Below are 20,584 nucleotides of genomic sequence, written 5' to 3'. Positions count from 1 at the left end.
GTGGTCAGTTTGCCGTGGAATCCGTGGTCAGTTTCCCGTGGAATCGGTGGTCAGTTTCCGCCGGAATCCGTGGTCAGTTTGGACCGGAATACGCATTTTTACAAAATTTCAATGTGGTAACATTGTCGCCCTAGTTCTAAAAAATCATCATCACTTTCTCCGTGAATTAAATAATGGTTAAACAATATATGGAATATTTCTTCGTATTCGTCATTTAGGTAGCCAAGTGTTGATAATCCAAATTTGTGCGCATTTCCGTCAAACATGCTCAAAACTGCTTTTCGTAGAATTCTTGAACAGCTACTTTCTTTTTCGAGGACAATTTTTTCATACTTTTTAAATGGTGAATTTTGAATTTTCATTTTTTTACCTCTCTTTTTTTATTTATTTAAATTTTTATATCATAAATGCAAAAATATTTCTATAGGTCATGTGTCTTTTTTAAATATTCGACATGCGGTATCATATTATTATCTGGGATATTTTTTTTATACCCCATATAACAAAAAAAAATGCAGTCAGGGCCGCATTTTTTTGAGGATTGATGATTTTGTTTGCTTATTGTTTAATTCATGTTGAGATTGTCCCAAGATGACTTTGCTATTGAATATTATTAGGAGAATCTTGCGGAAATTCGTGAACTAAATATTTTACACATTTGCTTTTATACCAAGAAATGGACTCTTCGCATAATTGGAGTCCGTAGTTTGCTGTCTTTTGTAATTCCTCTTCATGAAGGTGTGTGTCAGTTAATTCTCCATCGTAGCATGAATTAATATTTTCATGTACACATTTGTTTCTAAATTTTCTCCACTTATCAATTTTTTTGAATAAATTTATATCTATATTATTCTTTTCAATTAATATAGATTTTTCGATCAATTTGGAAAAATTTAGACCAAATGGATTTTGATTTGTGTTTGTTAAATGATTGTAAATTACGTTTTTTATTATATTTTCTGATAGTGTTATTGCTTCGATATAGTATTTGTCATTTATTGATTTTTTTACTTTTTCAGTTGTCTTGTCTATTAATTCGTTTCTTTTAATTATGTATTCTTTTGATTCTTCAAATGTTTTGTCAGTTTTTATTGATAAATATATTGTCTCAAAGATGGAGTAACGATTTTTTCCATGAGATTCTTTGTCGATTTCTTTGCATAATGACCATAGTTGGTTATGAAAATTATTAATAAGCGTATAGGTTGCGATCCAGTCATCCTGAACCCATGAAAAGTATTTTGTTGGATTATTTGGCTCCGGCAAGTTCATCAGCTCATGGCCAATTCTATATATCCATCTGTCAGCCACTATTACCAATGCTGATATGTGGATGAGTGTTTGAGTTTTTTCTGGAAAAAATGACTCTAGTTCGCTTCTCCAGTTTGATATTTTCTGTCTTTTTACAAGTTTAGATGTTTTTTCGATTCCGAATTCTTCAATTATGGCGTCTATTAAAAGATCATATACGTCGTTTGGCTTTGGAGATATATCGATATTTCCATCAAATCCAAAGCAATATGAAAGATATACGCAAAAAAATTCTAGCGTGAAGTATTTGTCTTCTCTAAACTGTGGATACGAACAAATATGATTAAAAAAAGTTTGTCGTAACTCTTGATCGTTTGTCATTTTAATTATGTTAAATAATTTATGTTAAAATTTTATTCAATAATCGCTTTTAATAAGGCATCTTTCGCGTCAGAATAGAACTGAATATCCACTTTTGTAGCCATGTCATCTGATAAATCAAACAAATGTCTTCGACAGGATACCGGCATCAAAAGAGATGTCGCGCCTTTCTCCACTGCGATTTCAGCTATATTTACTGGATTATGAATCGCTTCAATGGACCCGCCAAGATTAATTTCACCTACGAGAATAAGGCCGCCCCGCACGCTTTTTTTGAGCAGGGCGGTGCACAGAGCCAACAACGCCGCAACTCCGATCTTGGCTCCTGATTTCGAGGCATCAAAGGCTCTGAGTTGAGCTGTGAATTCGTGGTGCCTAGGGTCTTTGTCTCCGACGAGTTGGCTTGCCCGAGCATAGAGATTCTGTTCCGCACACCCGATGCTTTCCCGGAATGCCGGTGGAATAGGTTTGTTCAGTATCTTCAGCCCTGAACCTGGGCCTTCGTTAACTTCGATCCGGTATAGTCCTGGATTTTCCCCATTTCCTCCAGGGCTAATGGTCCAAACCTGCCCAGGCTCCAGTGGGTCAGTCCCGATGCTGTTGTCGCTTTGAAGTTCCGGTGTTGAGACAAATTTTTCTACGCCATCGGTTCCCATTACATAGCTGAAATGGGTGTTTCTGAACTCAGCGGCTCCAATTCTTTTTTGCTGCTCCTTCACACGCCTGCGAGACTCCATGGCGATTCTCACGGCCCACTCAAGGTCCTCCTCTGGGATTTGTTGTGCGCCATCAGGACAAAGGAGTTTGAGCAGGCCGCTCACGGTTTTGTTGACAGCATTGGTGTCGCGACCTGAAAGGGCACCACCAAAGAAGACCCTGTTCTGAAGCTGTGAAACGCGGCTCTGATTGCGAAGTTGAGACCAGCATTCCGACAAGAAGTCACTGACCAAGCCGAAATGGTTGGTCAGCAGTTCCTTGCTTATCTTAGGCACATCCCAACCAGGCAGAAATGCATGCAGACGGTCCATGAATGCGGTGTCGTCTCTCATCTCCGGCGGCATAGGACCGAAAAGATGTCCAACCCGTTGCTGGTGTTCCACGTCCACATCGAAGTTGCCCACCATGACAACACTTCCGTCCGCCCTGATGCTCTCCTTTCCACGGCTGAATTCACCGGACTCCATGTAGCCCTTCATGATGTTTACGCCGTCTTTCTGGTCGAAAGATATCCCGGAAATTTCATCAAAGCAGACGACATCGTATTGGCAAACAAGCCCTTTTTGTCCGCTGCCCATATGCACGAACATTCTGGCTACAGTAGCCTTTCCACCGGATATCAAGTGGGCATAAGGAGAAACCTGCTGGAATAGATGACTTTTGCCAGTTCCACGAGGGCCAAGTTCGACCATGTTGAAGTTACGCTCAACAAAAGGAACCATGCGCAAAAAGAGGGCATTTTGCTGTCGTTCCGACAGCGCGGAATCCTCGATGCCAATTGAGCGCAGAAGTAATGTCTTCCACTCCTTGGTGGAGAACTGAGTCCTGGCTTCCCCCAGCTTTTCAAGAACATCCCGGTTTGAAAGTTGGATTTCGCGCAATCCGTCAATTCCAAACGGGCGGCCATTTTTTTCCTGGGCAATAATGGGGTCATAGCCAAGCGTGATCTCGGCGTAAAAGCCGCCGGTCAACATGCGTTCGTGTTTGCTCACAATATCCGACTCAATGCGAGCGTCAGTAAGCCGTAAACTTGGAAGTGTCGCCAAGTACGAATCGGATTTGGCGTCGAGACGTGCGGAAACAAGGTCGATGATTTTCACCTGTCCCTTTTCCCTGGCGCGGGACTTGAAAAGCTCTTCCTCGCCAGCTTTAACGGTACGGTCCAGGAGCTGCCGCTGGACAATGCCTAGACCTTCGTCAATTTCATCCTGGTCAATACTGGCGCAATATCTGCCAAGCAAGAATTCCACGACATAAGTGGGAACTGGGAATTGTCTACTGAATGTCCGAACTAGGTCTTTTCGAACAAGATAGCCCTCGAATGTCGAAGCCGCTATGCGATCAATTGCGTCCAAATTCATATGGTTATCCACCGATTCGTGTCGAAATTTGTGTTGTCACTGTGCCCGCATCATTGGTGAGCACGACAAAGGCGTCAGTTCCTTCCAAATCCCCGTCCATGTCAACGATCAGCACGGAAGCCCTTCCGTCATCTTCAACAGGTTTCGTTTGATTGATCAGGGACGTGCTCGCATCTTCTGCGAATTTGCGAACATCAAGATGAAGTCCGTTGACTGCACCTTGGGCAAGCACGGAACAGCGTAAACCTTTCCAACGGACTTCGGAGATGGTGACGGTTTCTTGAGGAGAATCCGAAGATACAATGAGGTCTAAGGTTAGGCATTCTTGAAGGCTTAAACCACCATGGGTGTATTCTTCGTTGCTTCGGAAGCAACTAATTCCATCGGCCAGGACGACTGACTCGTCAGGGTTCCAATGCCAGGGAAATATGCGATGATCAGTAGCTGCTCCAGATTTTAACAGGGCGCACCGACCCCATTTGTTTTCGGAAACGGCGCTGGGCAGTTCTGATTTTGGCAAACCACCGGGAAGGAGGAGCCAGCCATGATCCGTGACTACTCGAATGCGAGACCATCCCGCAGAAAGCAGGGCTTCGATTTTTTCGGCAACTTCTGCCAGGAGGGCCGGAAGCTGTTTCGCAAGCTTCGCACCTCGCTCGTGTCCTTCGTGATCGATGTTGCCGATCTCCACCCAAAGTTTGTTGACCGTCGATGCAACGGGGTAGCCTTGGCAAATTGGGACTGGAATCGGATCTTTGGCTCGGATTACCATCCAGCCTGAATCCTTGAGAGCTTTTTCGAATTGGTATGGAGAGATTGCCTGAAAGTCTGTGGGACTTGGATTCTCCGCAGCACTGGTTGAAGCCAAGGGTGCCACTGCTGGCTTGCCCGTCCCGGTAACACTGGGCAATGCAGCCCATCGGATCTGCTCATTAATGACAGCACCTTTTGATGCAAGGATGGACTTCAAACGCCGAGCGGAATCAGCACGCAAACCGTCGACAAAGACAATGCAGCTTTCGGTTTTAGACGGGGGGGGATCAGTTTTCGCTATTGGTTCCCAAATATTTTGCAGATGGCGGGCGGAGTCCTCCAACCAGGGAAGGTAGACGCTTCGAATCGCCACCGTCACGGTGTTAAAATCTTCACTGCTTTCCACGCATGCAAGCGCGGACAAAACTGCATCGTCGGCTTTCCAGGCACTGTTCAGGTAAGCTTGGACCACGTCATCCAGAGAGCCTGCGTTCAAAGATTTCCTTGTTTCTGACGCCACTACCACCAAATGTTCCAAGGCTAGGGCTAAAGGAGCTTCTCGAAGTTCCGCCCACACCAGACCACGGCGTGCGACATGGTGCTGTTCAAGCTTGATAAGTTCGGTGCGGCATGTGGAGGCATCATGTTCGGCGAGGGACAATAGCCCTTGGCGTAACGCCGTTTCTTGCAACTCGTTCCACTGTGGCCAAGCTTCATACTCCGATGCTTTGCCCATGCTCCACAGCATCAAATTTCCGGGCATTTTGCATTTTTTGATTTGAGCGGGGATATTAGGATACCTGTTGGGCGCTTCGCAAAACCTATCCCACACGGTTTTCCACGGACCTTCTCTCAAAGCGAGTCGCTCAGAAGCAACAAGGGGACCATCTTTTTCAGGATGGATGCCAAACTGAGACCGGCAAACCTCAATAAACGCCAGCCATTCGTTTTCACTAGAGCTGGTTCGGTATTTTTCTGGGTGGTCGATCCACTCCAAAATTTGCCGACGCGGATCGCCGATCAGAAGTTTTTTGAAAAATTCGGCATCAAGGCGTTTACCTTTTAACTGTTCGACGTCTTCATCTAGCAGGCGGCTGAGTGCCAGTAGCATAGACTGTTTGGTGTCGTTGTCTTGGGCGACGTCTAAGCCCAAGCCCCCTTGGGCTGATCTCAAAAAGGCGAGAATGGTCCAGTCCTTTGCATTGCTTTGATTCCAGATCGTTCCCCGATATTGCAACTCAGCAAGCGGTTTCAGGTGTTCCGGACAACTTTCAACAGCTCTCAAGTCTTGGCGACTCACGCCGGGAAGATAAAAAATCGGTGTTTGGTCTAGTGGGAGGGAGACATCCTCGGCACGGCCAGAGAGCACACAGCGCAGCCAGATGGCAGGCCCCATGCGCTCGTCCGGCACATAGTCACCTAGAATCATGAGTTCTGGCAGTTCGGTCTGAAGAATGGGTATGACGGCTTCCCACTGACGGTCTCGATCAGGCCAAAGAATGCATGCTGGTGCGACCTGTATCTCAGGGTTGAAAACAGCGGCATCACCAATTGCTTTTTTGATGTTGTTAATGACCTTGGACATCCGCCTTTTTCCTGGGAAGAACAGTTTTTAGATAATCGTCCGTTGCTTCAAAAATTGGGTCGATGTGATTCAAGATTCGCATAAGGGGGATAACTTTGGTTCGCACTCCCATTCCCCGGGAATCGACATAGCCATAGTCGCGCAGGATTTCCATAATCAGGGTGTTTCGTGGAGAGCGTTGACCGGCAACCATCTTGTCAATAGTCATTGAATTTTGAAGTTTACCAGGGCTAATAACCTCCAGCCGATCAGAATAATTAGTGACCTCGATATCTACTGATCGTGTCCAGTCTCTGTGGGCCAAGGCATTGATGACAGTTTCCCGAATGGCTTCCCAAGGATAAAACCAGGCTTTTTCTCGCCGCATATGCTCGTCGATATCAGATGATTCTTGTGTGATAAAAGGTTCGATGGCTGACGAAAATTTTTCTATAAGACCTTCATCAACCAACTGTTTTTGCCCTGATTCAGTAACCTGCCATCGCCCTACCAAAGGCGCGTCCAGAACCACATCCAGCAGCGCCTGATACTCTTTGTCTTCCCCGGCATAGGCCATAACCCGTAAACCCGCCTGCCGAAGAAATCGCCGGGGCTTGATCCCAAAACACACTAAACCTGCTACCGAACATACAGTGTTTCCCATGCCGTCTTCAGCCATCAGCCCAAGGCCCAGCAAGCGTTTAATCCATTCAGAATCAGTACCGGGTATTTCAGGGTCTTTGATGATTGACCTCAGATAATAGTCAAGTCTATCCGTATCAATATTGTCCAATGAGGTGCCTGCAACCGGCATTACTTCAACATGGAGCAAACCGCCGCTCTCGAAAAGCCGCAATTGTTGCTCCCGACTTGCGAGTTCAGACCGATCACCCATGCGGATATATATTTCCTCCCTATTGTTGTGCCTAACCACATAGGGTTTGGATACCCCCATCGAAAGTGTGATGATCCCAACACGAAGATTATCTTCAACAACGATCTCTTCATAGAAGGGAATAATCTGGGGATGCACCTTGTCTCTGAACACATTCAATACCCACTCCTGCGTCTCAGGTCGCTGCAAACCGGAAATCTGACCACTATCTTCCACACCCAGGAGAATTCGACCGCCTTGTAGATTGGCAATGGCGACTATTTCTTTGGCCAGTTGTTCGGGTCGAATGTCATCACGCTTAAATTCAACGCCGGAATTTTCTCCGTTAGCGATTATTTCAAACAATTCAGCTTTCAGCATACATCACCTTAAAATCCGTATTTGGCTTTACGTTGGTTGAACGCGGCCCTGCCACCTTCCAGAATAACGGCGGCTTTATCTCTGACTTCGGGTACATCGATCGCACCCTGTGCCTCAACAGGCATCTGCGCCTGACCATCTGCGGCCTCAAACACCCCGATCCATTCCGCATCGCCGAACACGGGTATGTTGGCGTTATGAGTTGCAAAGATAAACTGGCGGGCAATTTTGGCAGAGCGCAGCTCGGCCACAATGCGATCTGCTATAAACGCATTATCGAGGTTGTCTTCAGGCTGATCCATCATTAAAGGATCAAGGTTCTGCAAAAGCAGTAGGTGCAGTATTGCCGTGCATTGTTGTCCAGTTGAGAGTTTGTCCAGTGGTCTAAAGTTTTCCTGACCTTCATGAGCTGTATTCAATTCTATATTGATAAGATCGGGTAGTTCCAGTTCTTCGAGTTGCAGGACTTGGTCTGGTGCTAATCGCACTAGAGCGTCGGCCACTGTAGGAGTAAGCCCCCACTTCGCGTTACGCAGTGCATCAGCTCCACCTCGAATCATTTCAGCCAACTTAACCGGCGAAAAATCGTCTGCATCTTTAACCCAGGAAAGCCTGGCTTCACCCACTCCATCCATCCTGCATCCCAGCAAAAAGTCTATTATTGGCCTTTTATCAGATTCCGCCTTAACCTCCAGACGAAGCTTTCCGGCGAGACGTTTATTAAGCCTTTTCAGCGCCCGGGCAAATTGTGCAGAACGATTTGCTCGTGTTGCAGACAACTCATCCAGTATCGATTTACGCTGCTTTTGTAGCTCTGAGGTCAGTTTTTTATGATTTTCTATCAATATTTTTTTGGGACGAATACGTTCAATTTCTTTCATTAAGGCCTGAAATTCCAGGCCGATCTGCTTGCCGGTTTTTCCTTCACTGGAGGGAAGACCCTTGAAGGTTTCCTCAAGGACGGCTTCTTCTCGTAGAATATCTGCGGTTAATTCCTGAGCAAGTTTGTCAATGCCTTCCTTCGCGGTGGTGTATTTGCTTTGCCACAGATTCAACAGGATTTCGGCCTCAACACGCAGGCTATCCAAAGCCGTTTTCATCTGACGCAGTCTTTCGGCATGTGGAAGCTTTTCAAGCGATGACTCGCTTAAAAATGTAGTATCTGGCAGACTATCCCGGACAGTCTGGAATGCTTCATTAAGATTAGGCCCTTCTTCGGCCTGCACACGCTTCAACAAACGCTTTTCCGTTTCAAGCAGTGGTACAACTTTCAGTTTGTCTTCCAGTCCTAGGCTCTTGAATTGGCCAACCTGTTCTTCCAATTTCGGAAGCCGGGCAACTTCATCCTCAATCGCCGCAACCCTCCCTTGCGCCTCGATCAGCTTCTGCCTGTTTTCCGCTAATTTCTGGAGCGCCTGGTGGATGCTTGCTTCACTGTCTTGCTGGCCCGATTCCAGAAAACGACTCAACAACTGGCGTTGGCTGCTCTTATCCTGAGCAATTTCATAAATCTCATTTTGCCCGTAAATCTCAATTTCCGGCAACAGGTCAGCGGGCGTGAAAGTGGAAGGACTGCCGATCTCATCGCTGACATTGGTACTCTCACCGTAGCGCCTGGCCACGATAAAGCGCTTTCCGTTCATCTTGGATGAACGAATCACCAGTTCAACTCTTGCGCGGGAATTTCCCAGATTTTCCTTGATGATCTCATCGTGCTGCTTTTGAGCATTTTTCCCAATGGGCCTCAATCCCAGGGCATAACGGATGCATTCAAGCAATGTTGATTTTCCGGTTCCACGCCCCCCAATGACCGCGTTAAGATGTTCAGAGAATTCAATCTCAACCCCATCCAGATAGCCACCGGTAATTTTTAAGCGTTCTATGCGAGAATAATATTTTTCAGAAACATCGCTGTTGAGACGTACTCGTGATTGGGGATCCTGAAAAGCCAGCTTGAATGAAGCGAAGCAGGGTTTGGTCATCTTGATCAGACAGGAGGCTTTGGGATTGGCTAAATCATCAGGTTCGGCAACATCCTTGGCGTTAATGATGCCCACCGGGAGATCACGTCTATAGGCTGGATCAGAGTTGAGAAGGATTCGCCTGTATGCGTTCCCTTCTCCATTTTTCAGATCATCCAAGGTGCCGGGGATTTGTGCCGCCTTGAGTAGTGGATTCTGCCACACGTGGACAAGTCTCTGTCGAAGAACACCACTGTCGTCGGTACAATGCGAAGCATAAATTACCCCACCAAGTTCTTCGACTTTTTGGAGAAGGTCATTCCCGCTAAGGTTTGACGGCCACACTCCATTGGCAGGATTGGTCAATCCCAACGCACCCAAATAGCGATTAAGCTGATCTATAGTTGTGCTTTCAGGGAATAGGCAGACAAAATGTGCTTTCTCGGTAGATGCTATTTCAAACCCGGGAAAAACCAAAATTCCCTGTTGATTCATGACGGTACGAATTGCGTCTACGCCATCGACATTGCCATGGTCGGCCAAGCCAATCACCTTGATATTGTTTTCAAGGGCAACCTCAACGAGTTTTTGATTATATTGCTCCTGAGACATTCCATGGTCAGCCCCTCGGTAGGAGATGTAATCTACCGGGTTGACCTGAAGTGCACATTTCCAGAATTGAGCCTTGGTGTGAAATTCAGTCATTGTGCCTCTCCTCTAACCTTTCGTGCTGCTCGTTTTTCCGCCAAACTCAGATGATGATCGTTGATTCGGTCGCCTTTGAAAACAGGAAACCATGGAGCAGATTCCACATCCTTGCCCCGGTCTTTGTCCCATTTGATGTTGGGTTTGTCACGGAGGATGCCTGCGCCTTTTTTGGCCACATCGGGGACGGTCATGAAGGGACGGATGTTGAGGCGCACGCCGTCGCCCAGGTCCGGGTTCCAGCCAATGGGTTGTTTGTCGAGGGGCTTCCAGCGCACGAAGATGTCGTAGGGATTTTCGCCATCCAGAATCAGTTCCAGGCTTTTTTTCAAAGTTTCGGCGGCGGCGAGTTTTTCCGCCGCCCCGTCCACGCCGTTGGCGATGTCCTGTTTCTGACGGGTGATCCAGTCTCCAAGGTAGGTGTAGGTCAGGGTTTCGAGGTTTTTGTAGTCGAGTTTATGGTAGTTGACCAAGGCGGCAAAACCATCTCGGAGGCCGTCCCAGATGTGCCAGATGAAAGGACGGTGCTGAAAGAGTTTGCAATGCTGGGTGAAGAATTTTTCACGCAGCCATGTTTCTAATGTCTTGCCCGCGTGCTCGGCTTGGCTCAGGAGTTGGTTCAATGTCTCAGCGGACCATTCGTCACCATAAGCGGCAGCCAGCAGATTGAGGAGGCGGTCAGCAGCAGAGGCTTCCCCCCGGACCGGGGGAATGCAGACAATGCCATCTTCGTCGGCATAAGGTAAAAGGGCCGTACAACGTTGCACCCATTCGCGCTGTTCGTCGGCCAGTTCCATGCTGGCATCCAGTTCGGCAGGCCAACGGTAGCCGAGGAGGCGGATAGCGGCGACTTGGAGTGTTTCAGTGCTATTAGATGGGTATCCATGAAAAACCCATTGTGAGGGGTCCATAGACCAGGGTTTTCGTATGTTTATATTTGAGGGTGCGCCAAGCCATGTATCTTGATCAAATGATACTTTTGTAAAAGTACCTGCGGTAACGGACATTTTCTTGTCCAACTTTCTAAGATTTGCCTCAAATTTACCAGAGGTGCAAAAATCCCATAAATCTTCTAATTTGGAATTGTCATATGGGCAAATTACCGCAATATTGTCGTCAAATAACTCGCCTGTATATGGTGTAAATCTGAGCTTACCCGCTTTCCCAATGGCTATTCCATGCTTCTTGAAAACACGGTGCCCACGTAGCGCAAATCCAAGCTCGCTTTCTGGATTGTGCTGTTTGCCATCCCATAAAATTATGTTGTCACGCCCACTCCAGATATCACTCTCTTGAGGGCTGTTTAACCAATATTTCTTTTCATTACCTACTGAAGAAAACTCCCAAAACTTTCTTAAATAGTGAGGTCCGTCACCAGAGACACTCCCTTTGCCAAAATCCGCTACCTCAGACAGCAACCCAACGCCATCGTCAGTCAACTCAAAAGAAATGCGGCAATCAGGGTTTTTCTTCTGGTTGCTTTGCTGCGAGAAAAGAACTTCCGAAGATGTTAGATGGCTTATCTTTTGCTCAATGCCTTTGACTGAATCTAGCTCAAATCCGTTGTGCCGATATAGCTTCGACGGTTTCGTATTATGAGTGATTTGGAGGCATACATTCACGACTTCCCCAGAAATCGTCTCAAACGCTCCGGGGCCAAGTCTCGCTATGAGACCCAACTGTTTATTTCTAATAAAATATTCCCTTAACCCTGCATAATATTTAAGAAAAAGCCAGTATTGCTGGGTTACTACAGCCAAGCTCCCATTACGGGACAACAGATCCTGGCATCTTTCGATAAAAACCGTCGCCAAGTCATATTTTGACCTCGGATATCTCGATTCACAAAAAGATTTGAGGATGTCTGAATGGTAACCTCCTTTTAGGTAGGGAACATTTGTAAAAACTAGGGAAAATTTGCCCGTCAAATAACTAGCAGCATTTGACAAGCCATTTGCAACAACGGCAAGTTCGGAACGCTCGATATTTTTTTCTTCTTTTAAGGCTTTGGAAAGCAATGGCCCGACTTCTTCCCACTTCAATTCAAACAGCGACCCCTTACCCAAACTTGCTTCTGGATTGATTAGGCTGCCAAGCACCGGTGCGTCTTTGAACTGCTTGTAAAGCTCTTCGAGGGCGAGCAGCAGGTTGGTTTTTTCACCAGCCAGTGCCAACCATTCCTCTTTCTTGGCACTGATAGACAACCCCGCGCAGGCAACGTTCAACTCCGGCAACGCGCGGTAGCCGCCAGCGTTCGGGTATTTCCATGCTGTGAGAGCCAGAGCAAAGGCGGCCAGTTCTACGCAGCGCTTATCCAGTTCCAAACCATGGATGTTTTCCCGCAGCACCGCGTCCGCGGCCTCTTTGGCCGAAAGACCGTCTCGTTCCATACGCATGGGCAGCAGCATCAGGAAGGCTGCCACCAGGAAGTGGCCGGAGCCGCAGCAGGGGTCGAGGGTTTTCAATTCTGCAAGTTGGTTCGGCCAGCCGTCGAAAGTTCCAGCGGCTGGTGTCCATGATCCGTCATCCTGACGGACAAACCGCAGATATTCCAAAGGGAGCCCAGGAATGGCTGCTTTTCCCCGTAATTCCTCTTCATTCTTCGCTGTCCGAAAGTCTTCTTCGCTTAATCTCCGCGCAGCCCACCAAGCGCCTAAGGAATTATCCAGCAGAAAAGCTACCATGTAGGGCTCGGTGAAAAGCTGGGTCACGGCAGGCAGTTCTCGTGCGCCAATTTTGACCTCGGAAGCATTGACCTCTTCTTTGCGCTTGCTCTGCCAGAACTGGTAGACCCACCCAAGAGAATCTGACGCCGTGAAAACGTCTGCTGGTAAGGCGGCAATGAGCCGTTCCAGACTGCGCTGGTGTTCAGGAGATAACTTCAGTTTGAAGACAACCGAATCCGTGCGAAATATCTGGGGTAGCATGGCTCCGGCCAGGTTGGCGGCAAGCTCCCATTCATTGGCGACGCCTTCATCATCGGCCAGTTCCGCGCATTCTTCTAAGGTGACGGCTACGCCGTCGAACATGAGCAGATTATTCTCAGCCAGAAAACGGGCAAAAAGCATGCGATGCCAATGCTCGTAGGCCACTTCTTCCACTAGACGGGCTATTTCCTGCTCACCTTTGGTAGAGCGGTTATCACCAAGTTGTCGCCCGTGGGCACGAAGCCTGCGGCGCAAGTCCTTTTGATCATCGGATAGATGTGAAAACGGAGCCGTCTCCCCAACGCCAAGTTGTTCCAAGCATGCCTTGGCCGCACTTTCAGCCATGTCGCGGGCTGATTTGACGGTTTTTTCCAAATCGTTGCGCAGGGATTTAGCGAGAGGCAGCATGGTTGCTCCTAGTGAGTGCGGGGTGTCCGTGAAGTTCAATAATTGCAGCCAAGGCTCGGGCCGCAACATTCAGATTGTCAGTCTGATTGTTGAGAGATGAAACGCTTTTCAGACCGTGAAAGAGGTTATTTCTGAGACGATAGATAATTATCAAAAGGACGTAGATCATTGTCGAAGCATCATTATGTGCAGATTTAAGAGCGTTTTCTACCATTTTGCGACAATCGTTGTTGCGGAATTGTAATTTGAAGTGACGACTGAATCCGTCGGTAGTGACGTAGCGATTCTGGAAATATGCAAATGCTTGTTGGATTTCTGGTGGCAGGTGCGGAACTTTCCATTTAGCCAAGATTAAGCCAAATTTGCAGACAGATGCGCTATTGTCACATAGAAGACTTTCAAAGATATTCCACATCAATGTAAAATTCTGCACTGCATGGAGACATTCAGGGTCAAGGTGGACACCATCGTGAAGATGCTCCTTGATCCAGTCCTGGGCTGAGAAGGCATTCGATGCGGTCATAAATCATTCACCTATTTTATGACCACGGGACCAGCTTCCAAGGCAGAAGCGAGTTGTGCCTTCACTTCAGCAAGCCAAGTTTCCAGTTCATCTCTGGATTTGATAGTACGACGCGGCAGGTGGATGAATTTTGCTTCCGGCTCCATGAGTTCCGCCGCAGCTTGCAGGACTGCGTCAAAACGTCCCGGCATGGCGGCAATTCGGTCTTCGAACATGGTCAACGAAAATGCTTCCAGGGTGCGCAGCACGTCTTCCGTTGCTTGGACCTCGACTTTCGGTCTGGCAGACTCATGCAGAATCTGGCCTGACAAAAGCTGATGACGTTGTTCCGGTTCCAATTGCTGCCAATTGTCATCCTGTTTAAGCCGGGCCATGCCTTCTTCGTGTTTGGTCGAATAGTCATGATCAAGACGGTTCAACTCTGCTCGCAGAATTTGGGCTAGGCTGGATACGAGGGGACTTACCAGGTCGGGATCATTTAACAGTTGGCGTTCCTGTTCAATGGTCGAAATCTGATCGAGCAGCAGCTTGGCTTGGGATAAGGTTGCGGCGTGTTTTTTCAGACGGACCAGGGTGGACCAAGCAGGCCAGCGCTTGGAGATTTGATCCGCAACTTCTGTCCAGGAATCGATCAAGGCGGCTAACTCATCGCGCAGATTGTAAACAGCAAGAAGCTGTTCGTTCCCGGTTGTCAGTCTGATGTCTTCGAGGCAGGCGGTATCCGGTATCGCAGGCTTGGGTGCATCGCCGCCCGCTCGCTCGGTCAGGTTTTTCATGCTCTGCACAAACTCGGGGATCGAGGCGGATTCCTCTCCCTGTTTGGCGGCAATGCCAATTTTTTGCAGAACCTTGCGGATCTGGATTTTTTGGGCCGCACTGATGGTGGTCGCTTCAACTTTAAAAGAGGTTTTGCCAAAATTCCTTCGGTCTAACGTCTTCGCGTCCAAGGCCTTGCCCATGTCATCCAGAGCACGAACAAGACCCGCGTTGACCATGACGAGCAAGGCTCCATCCACTGCATCCCTCGGCCATCCGTATACGGGGCCTTCAAAGTGACTACGGATGTCGACACCTTTTTTTCCTCCGGCGATAAAACCCAGGATCGCTTTGCAAACGACATTGGCTCCAGGCTCACCTTCATAGCCAACGGTCTTCAAGGCGTCAGGAGCGCCTTTTTGGGCGCGTTCAAGCACTTTGCTCCAGCCATTGTTGTCTGCAAGGTCGAATTGTGGAAACAGGCGGGCTAATGAATTTTTGGCTGCTTCCGTCACCTTGTCCTGAAGCTCATTGCCCAGAATTTCGTTACCGCCTCCTTGGAACACTCTGGCCCCCGAAAACGCATCATCCAGAAGTGCGGCTATGCGTGCTTCCGCATTAAATTTCGCCGTTTCCATGGCGGCACGGGCTTCGGTGCCTTCCGGGGTTGAAGGGACTCCACGTTTTTCCAAGGTGGCGCTGGCTGCCTTGTAATCCATCAGTTGATGACGAAGGTCATCAGCCGAGCGTTTGGGAATAAAAACAAAGATCGTGGGGGATTGGTTTCCGGCGTGCCGGGCATCAGCTAAAACGGAATTTTCATCCGTGCTCCAGCCGTCACGAATCCATACGCAGATTTTTCCGGAGGCGTCAGACGGGAGCTGGGAATCAAAGATCGTAGAGATATCACGCGGTGTCTTCGACATTCCGTGCTGAATAGAAATCTTGCGCAGAGACTCACTGACCTTGCGTCTGATGCGGTCGTCACGTTCTGTTTCGATGCGATGGGCGGTGCTGGCCAAGCTTGTGCGTTGGCTTAAAAATTCGTCATTCCAAGCCGCGCTTTCTTCGGTCTGGATGCGGTACTCGTCGCCAACCTTCATCAGCAGTTCGCAGGAGTTCAACAGGCCCGGAAGCTTGCTGCGCAGCACGCTTGAGCCTTGGGACAAATCCTCCACGAGCAAGTCTGCCAGCGTATCCACCGTGGTTTTTAGGCCGATTTCCGTGTTCGCAGCGGCGAGCTTGGTGATCAGAAATACAAGGGCGCACGCTCTGGCCATGAGCTGTTCATCGGCAGACCCGGATTTCCACCCCATGGTTTTTTCGTACACTTTGCGAGGCAGGATTCTGGTGCGGAGGAGATTTTCCGCCAGGTCAAAGAAAATAAAGTCCGCAGGGGCGACATGCCCAATGGGCTGTTCGGCATTGGTTTGGATGACCTTGTGAATCAGGCTGAGCTGATTGCGGAGTTGGCTGTCCGTCCCGGACTGATCCAGGACACGAAGGGCATTCTCCCAAAGTCGGCGGCGAACCGGCAGAATAGGGTAGTCATGAACGATGTATTCCAAGTCCGCCTGGCGGTGCGCGATGGTGGTTCCTGTCAGATGGCGGGAGATTTCGCCTAAATTGGCCTGGACCATTGAACTGATGGGAGCCATGGCCTCAGGCTTTTTGGCCAGGATGACCTGCCGAATAACCGCGTCCACATCGGCGTCAGAAAGCTCGACTCGGACAGTAAACCGTCCTTCAAGTTTTTTGAGGTTGCTTGTCCCGGTCACGGCGGTCTGCCCGGTGCCCACAAAGAGCAGCTTGCCGCCGATGTTCTTGGAACAGGCCTCGACAACTTCCTGCACATCGATCGACCGTTGACTGTCCTCTCCGATATATTGCTGAACTTCATCCAGCACGATCAGGGTCAGCGGCAGTTTCCCATCCTTGGACAGGGCCTGCTTGATAGCTTTTATCATGTCGTCGCTGGAAACGTCTTTGCCGGATGGAAACTGATTGCGCAGAATATCGGCGCAGGTTTTCTCATCAAAAAAGATTTGCGGCCTGATTTTGACCAGAGCTTCTCGGAGCACCGTGGAGACGTGCAGTCGCAGGACTTCTTGGTCCCAGATTTTGCCCGCATTTTCGACATGTTGTCGAACTTGGTTCAAGATGCCTTCTTCCTGGAGCCACATGACGAATGATGCAAAGTGGTACTTCGCGGGCAGTCCGACGGATTTGAAGATCATGGCCAAAATGGCGGCGCGGGCACTGTTGCTGTCATCGTTGGCCTTCAAGGTGCCGCTGACGCTGTGTAAACCGCCATGTCTCTGTCCGGCTGTTTTCAATTCTAGGAATAGCTCCTGAACTTCAGGTGGGAGGGTCGTGATGCCTCGCGCAGTGGCTCCATCAGAAAAGATATAGTCCAGCCAGAGAGCGGCCAGAATTTTAACCAGATGCGATTTGCCTGACCCGAAAAAACCGCTGATCCAGACGCCTGGCTGTTGGGGGTGTTTGAGATTCTCCAGATACGTCCGCAGAATGTGCACCAATCCTTTTTCGTACTGTCCGCTGCACACAAAGGTTTCAAGCTCGTAGCGAAGGATGCTTTCGTCCGACTCGTTAACGCTTGCCACGCCCTGGTTGGCCAGTTTGCGTGATACAGGATCTTTGAGAAAAATGTTTTTGTTCAGCATGGGAGTTCCTAGAATGATTTGTCGGCGGTGATTGGGACCGCGAGATAATTCCAGCCGTCGTAGCCGTCGAGCAGGCGATAATTGTTGTTTTCGTAACTGCCGGGGAAAAAGATCATCAGGCGTCCCTTGACCAAAGGAGCCAAGCTGTCCACGAGGTCTTTGACCTTAGCGAATCCAAAGAGTGCTCCCACACCCAACACAGCAATTACCGCGTTTGGATTGGTTGTGGCCTCGCCTATGTGTTTATTGAAGTACAAGACCAGGAAACGCAGGTATTCATCCGGGAGGAGATCGCCCAGCAGGTTTGGCTCCTTGAAGAATTCCTCAGCATAATCTTCACTGGACAACCAATGGGCGAATGAGTCGGTGACATCGAAGACAAACCAGTCGTGACCGGCTTGGCGTGTGGTCAGTTCGAACTCTTCGATTTTGGCCCTGAGCCGAAGTTCTTCATTCTCGTCATACACGCAGAAAACGACACGTTGAGCCGGAGCGGCATCTTCACGCCAAGGGACAGCGATGAAGTTGCCGTAAGATTGTATCAGTCTTTTAACCTTGCTCACGCAGCAACTCCATTTCCGCAGCAGTCAGAAGGTTGGGGAAAAGAACTTCAACCACGTTACCGATCCTTTTGAAAACGATCCAGCCACGGCGGGAAGCCTCGGCGGCGCTATCTAGAGCCATTTCCAAGGGGCAATCGAGGAGATTGACGTATTCCGATTCAAAAAGGGCCATCCCACGCAACCCGTTAAGATACCCCAAAAGAAGAGCATAAGCTGTCGCGCCAGGAGTGACGGGTGGCTGAGAACGAATTTTTCGGACACGGCCACTCAGGTAACCAGCCTGCGTCCAGGACGAGCTGATATTTTGTGCCAGCGATTTGAGCGTAGCTGAGCTGAAACGGTCAGTTTCCAGCGAATCAATGAATTGTTCGAGGTTCTGCCGAATAACCGTTGATCCAATGGGGTGATCAAAAAGGAACGGCGTCGCGCTCCGCAAAAGGGGGTCGCGGGCGTACGCGCAAAGAAAGGCCAGAGATGCCCTGGCGGAAGGATCTCGCTGCCAGAAGTGGAGGAGGTTGCGGAATAAGGTGGTCCCTGTGTCCAGGCCATAAAGATCCACGAGGTGCCGGTAGGTCAGCAACCTCGTTCGGCCCGAACGCTTGTTAAGGCAGTTCTCGTCGACAATGGCCTTCCGGAAGTCATCTTTGGAAACCGTAAATTCCGTAGGTTGCCGCAAGGCCTCCTGGAGTTCCTCGAACATTATGGTTCGAGCCAGATGGGCACCCCCTCGTTCATAACTGAATCCGAGCGGACTGATTCCCTTAGAATGCTTATCTTTGTTCGTCAAAACACATGCCCTGTTAAATGAGGAGTCCTGAAAAGTTTGCTTCTGTCTGAAAATATTGATTGGATGCCCAAATCCAGAAAAGGAAATACGGCTTTGAACTAAGCCCCACGAAGTGAGCAAAGTCAAGTACCAAAGATGTAATACAATTTTTGAGAAGGCTGTCGGATGATATGTAGGGATGTGGGGCGGGATCAACTGAAAAAGTGATGATCGTCCCAGGGCGTCGGGACGATCATCAAGTACAGATTAATTTTTTCTTGTAAGGACGATTTTGTCTGCTGAAATCTTGATGTCAAACTGGTCGTTTTCTTCATATGCTTTGTCAGGATTTTTAATGTTGAATTGATCAAGGAAAAATTTTTTGATCACAACTGTTCCTTTCCTTCCAATGACTGGAAGTTCAGCTTCTTTAATGATGGTTGCTGGTTTGCTCTCAATCAACTTAAATTCGTGTAATTCTGAAGGCCCAAAAGCGTACGCCTCGATGATAAGGTTTCTTTTTACTCCAAAATCTTTCTTGGCCCTATAGGTGTCAAAAACCTTTGATTCTGAAAAATTTTCAATAGCATACTCAAGTAGCTTGTTAGATAGCTCTTTGATGTCGACTTCTTTTTTGTTTTTCAATTTCATTTTTTCCATGTAAAAACCTCTTGTTGATGTTTGGTGTGATTTATTGATTTGTTTCTAAGTTTTGGGGCATAACGCGCTTCGCGCGTAAAGCATCCTCTTTCTTGTTTTCTTATGCTCATTCGTTGTTTGAAAGTGTTTGGTATGGTAGAGATTCACCAGAATTTCTGGGGTGTTCCGGGTTTGGTTGGTCACCTAGGAATCGCTTCGCTTTCTTCTTCAAGTCAATTATAGCTGGAGCTAGTATACACTAACTGATCGTTATATACCATGCCAAACACTTTAGGTACTATTCAATCATTAAATTTGTGATTTTATAAAATCGGAATACCTTGTAGTGATCCATGATCTGTTTTTGTTCATTTCTTTTGCCAAGGCAGCAATGGTTATTTTTTTGTTTTCTTGTTTGAACTTTGCTATCGTGTTTAAAATGATTGAACGTGTATTTTCTGATTGTGATTTATTAGTTTTGTTCGCAGCTATTTTTTGTTTTTCCTTAATTTCTTCATTTGTCAAGATCAATGATTTTTGTTCTTGTCTTCTTTGAATAATTAATTCTTTGTTTTTAAAAGAGTATTTTGATATGCTGTTAGTGATTGATCTTACTTCGCTGGCCGGAAGTGGTTCGTCAAACTTGCTGTTTTCGACGCTGACAGACATATGTGTATATTCATATATTTCTTCAAATGTACTTGAACTTGTGAGGAAGTCTTTGACCATTTCCCTTACAACATTAAATATGTAATCATTTCTGCCAAGAATTTGTTGATCTCGGGGTGTGTAATTTTTAAAGTTCCAAGTAATTTTTAAATATTTTCGAAAATCGCTGAGTTCATATGATACATTTGTCCAAATTGTTAGCCAGTGAGGGTGTAGTGGATTTTTGGCAATTAGTTGTCCATATGACGGGTCTGCTTTATATTTAAGGACAAGTGTCTTATATACTGACTCGAAATATTTAATTGCCTTCATGCTATATGGAGAATACCCTTCGTTGGTTTTTGGGTGTTTTACTCCGATTTTTAGCTCGTAAAAATAATGACAATGAGTTGTTTTTGGGTTTACGCAAATTATAGTTGGCTCTGGAAGTTCAAGATCCTGCCAAAGATAAGCTGAATTTTTTATATCCAAATCTAAGACAATATAACCTCTGTCATGTCTGTTGAGTTGGATGTAGGGGTAGCAAATTGCCTTGTCTAGATCCTCGATTATTAGACCGTCTGTTATTTTTTCTGCACAATATGGTCGAGACGGTAGTTTTTGAATAAAACGTTTTTGTTGATCGAGGTAGACATTTTCCATTATCACTTTTAAATCTGTTTTTTTAATTATATTTTTTGTTTCCATGCCAAGTGGCACGG

12 protein-coding genes are annotated in these 20,584 nt (G+C 47.6%); all 12 read right to left on the bottom strand.

The window, feature by feature from the left end; translation table 11 throughout:
- Positions 1-600: 600 nt before the first annotated feature.
- The 12 genes from H4684_RS13790 to H4684_RS13735 all read right to left on the bottom strand — a co-directional run bounded on the left by H4684_RS13790 (position 601) and on the right by H4684_RS13735 (position 20,570).
- The gene (locus tag H4684_RS13790) at positions 601-1,632 is read right to left on the bottom strand and encodes a hypothetical protein (protein ID WP_192624169.1); all 1,032 of its coding nucleotides are present in this window, start codon (positions 1,630-1,632) and stop codon (positions 601-603) included.
- A 32-nt stretch (positions 1,633-1,664) separates the two neighbouring features.
- On the bottom strand, positions 1,665-3,710 hold the full coding sequence (gene brxL / locus H4684_RS13785; RefSeq protein ID WP_192624168.1) for a BREX system Lon protease-like protein BrxL: 2,046 nt from the start codon (positions 3,708-3,710) through the stop codon (positions 1,665-1,667).
- A gap of 4 nt (positions 3,711-3,714) precedes the next feature.
- Positions 3,715-6,048, bottom strand: coding sequence for a BREX-1 system phosphatase PglZ type B (gene pglZ / locus H4684_RS13780; RefSeq protein WP_192624167.1), 2,334 nt, complete (start codon positions 6,046-6,048; stop codon positions 3,715-3,717).
- Positions 6,032-7,282, bottom strand: a complete 1,251-nt coding sequence (locus H4684_RS13775; protein ID WP_192624166.1) for an RNA-binding domain-containing protein — start codon at positions 7,280-7,282, stop codon at positions 6,032-6,034. The genes pglZ and H4684_RS13775 overlap by 17 nt, the downstream gene beginning before the upstream one ends.
- An 8-nt stretch (positions 7,283-7,290) precedes the next feature.
- Positions 7,291-9,948, bottom strand: coding sequence for a TrlF family AAA-like ATPase (locus tag H4684_RS13770; RefSeq protein WP_192624165.1), 2,658 nt, complete (start codon positions 9,946-9,948; stop codon positions 7,291-7,293).
- Positions 9,945-13,283: an Eco57I restriction-modification methylase domain-containing protein gene (locus H4684_RS13765; RefSeq protein ID WP_192624164.1), complete on the bottom strand. Its 3,339-nt coding sequence runs from the start codon at positions 13,281-13,283 to the stop codon at positions 9,945-9,947. Before H4684_RS13765 ends, H4684_RS13770 begins: the two co-directional genes overlap by 4 nt.
- Entirely contained in the window at positions 13,267-13,806 is a 540-nt protein-coding gene (locus H4684_RS13760; RefSeq protein WP_192624163.1) for a hypothetical protein, read from the bottom strand. Before H4684_RS13760 ends, H4684_RS13765 begins: the two co-directional genes overlap by 17 nt.
- A gap of 11 nt (positions 13,807-13,817) precedes the next feature.
- Positions 13,818-17,246 (bottom strand): BREX system P-loop protein BrxC, encoded by a 3,429-nt coding sequence (brxC, locus tag H4684_RS13755; protein ID WP_192624162.1) that lies wholly within the window; start codon positions 17,244-17,246, stop codon positions 13,818-13,820.
- A gap of 8 nt (positions 17,247-17,254) precedes the next feature.
- Complete coding sequence (locus H4684_RS13750) at positions 17,255-17,809, bottom strand: BREX protein BrxB domain-containing protein (RefSeq protein WP_192624161.1); 555 nt, start codon at positions 17,807-17,809, stop codon at positions 17,255-17,257.
- Positions 17,796-18,509 carry a hypothetical protein gene (locus tag H4684_RS13745; RefSeq protein ID WP_225940438.1) on the bottom strand — a complete coding sequence of 238 codons (714 nt, stop codon included), beginning with the start codon at positions 18,507-18,509 and terminating at the stop codon, positions 17,796-17,798. The genes H4684_RS13750 and H4684_RS13745 overlap by 14 nt, the downstream gene beginning before the upstream one ends.
- A 333-nt stretch (positions 18,510-18,842) precedes the next feature.
- Positions 18,843-19,235 carry a hypothetical protein gene (locus H4684_RS13740; RefSeq protein ID WP_192624159.1) on the bottom strand — a complete coding sequence of 131 codons (393 nt, stop codon included), beginning with the start codon at positions 19,233-19,235 and terminating at the stop codon, positions 18,843-18,845.
- 288 nt (positions 19,236-19,523) lie between these two features.
- Complete coding sequence (locus tag H4684_RS13735; protein WP_192624158.1) at positions 19,524-20,570, bottom strand: replication initiation protein; 1,047 nt, start codon at positions 20,568-20,570, stop codon at positions 19,524-19,526.
- Positions 20,571-20,584: the final 14 nt, after the last annotated feature.

This window comes from Desulfomicrobium macestii (assembly GCF_014873765.1).
Classification (GTDB): Bacteria; Desulfobacterota; Desulfovibrionia; order Desulfovibrionales; family Desulfomicrobiaceae; genus Desulfomicrobium; species Desulfomicrobium macestii.
Note: the sequence above shows the minus strand (reverse complement) of the source record. Positions and strands in the feature narration are given on the sequence as shown.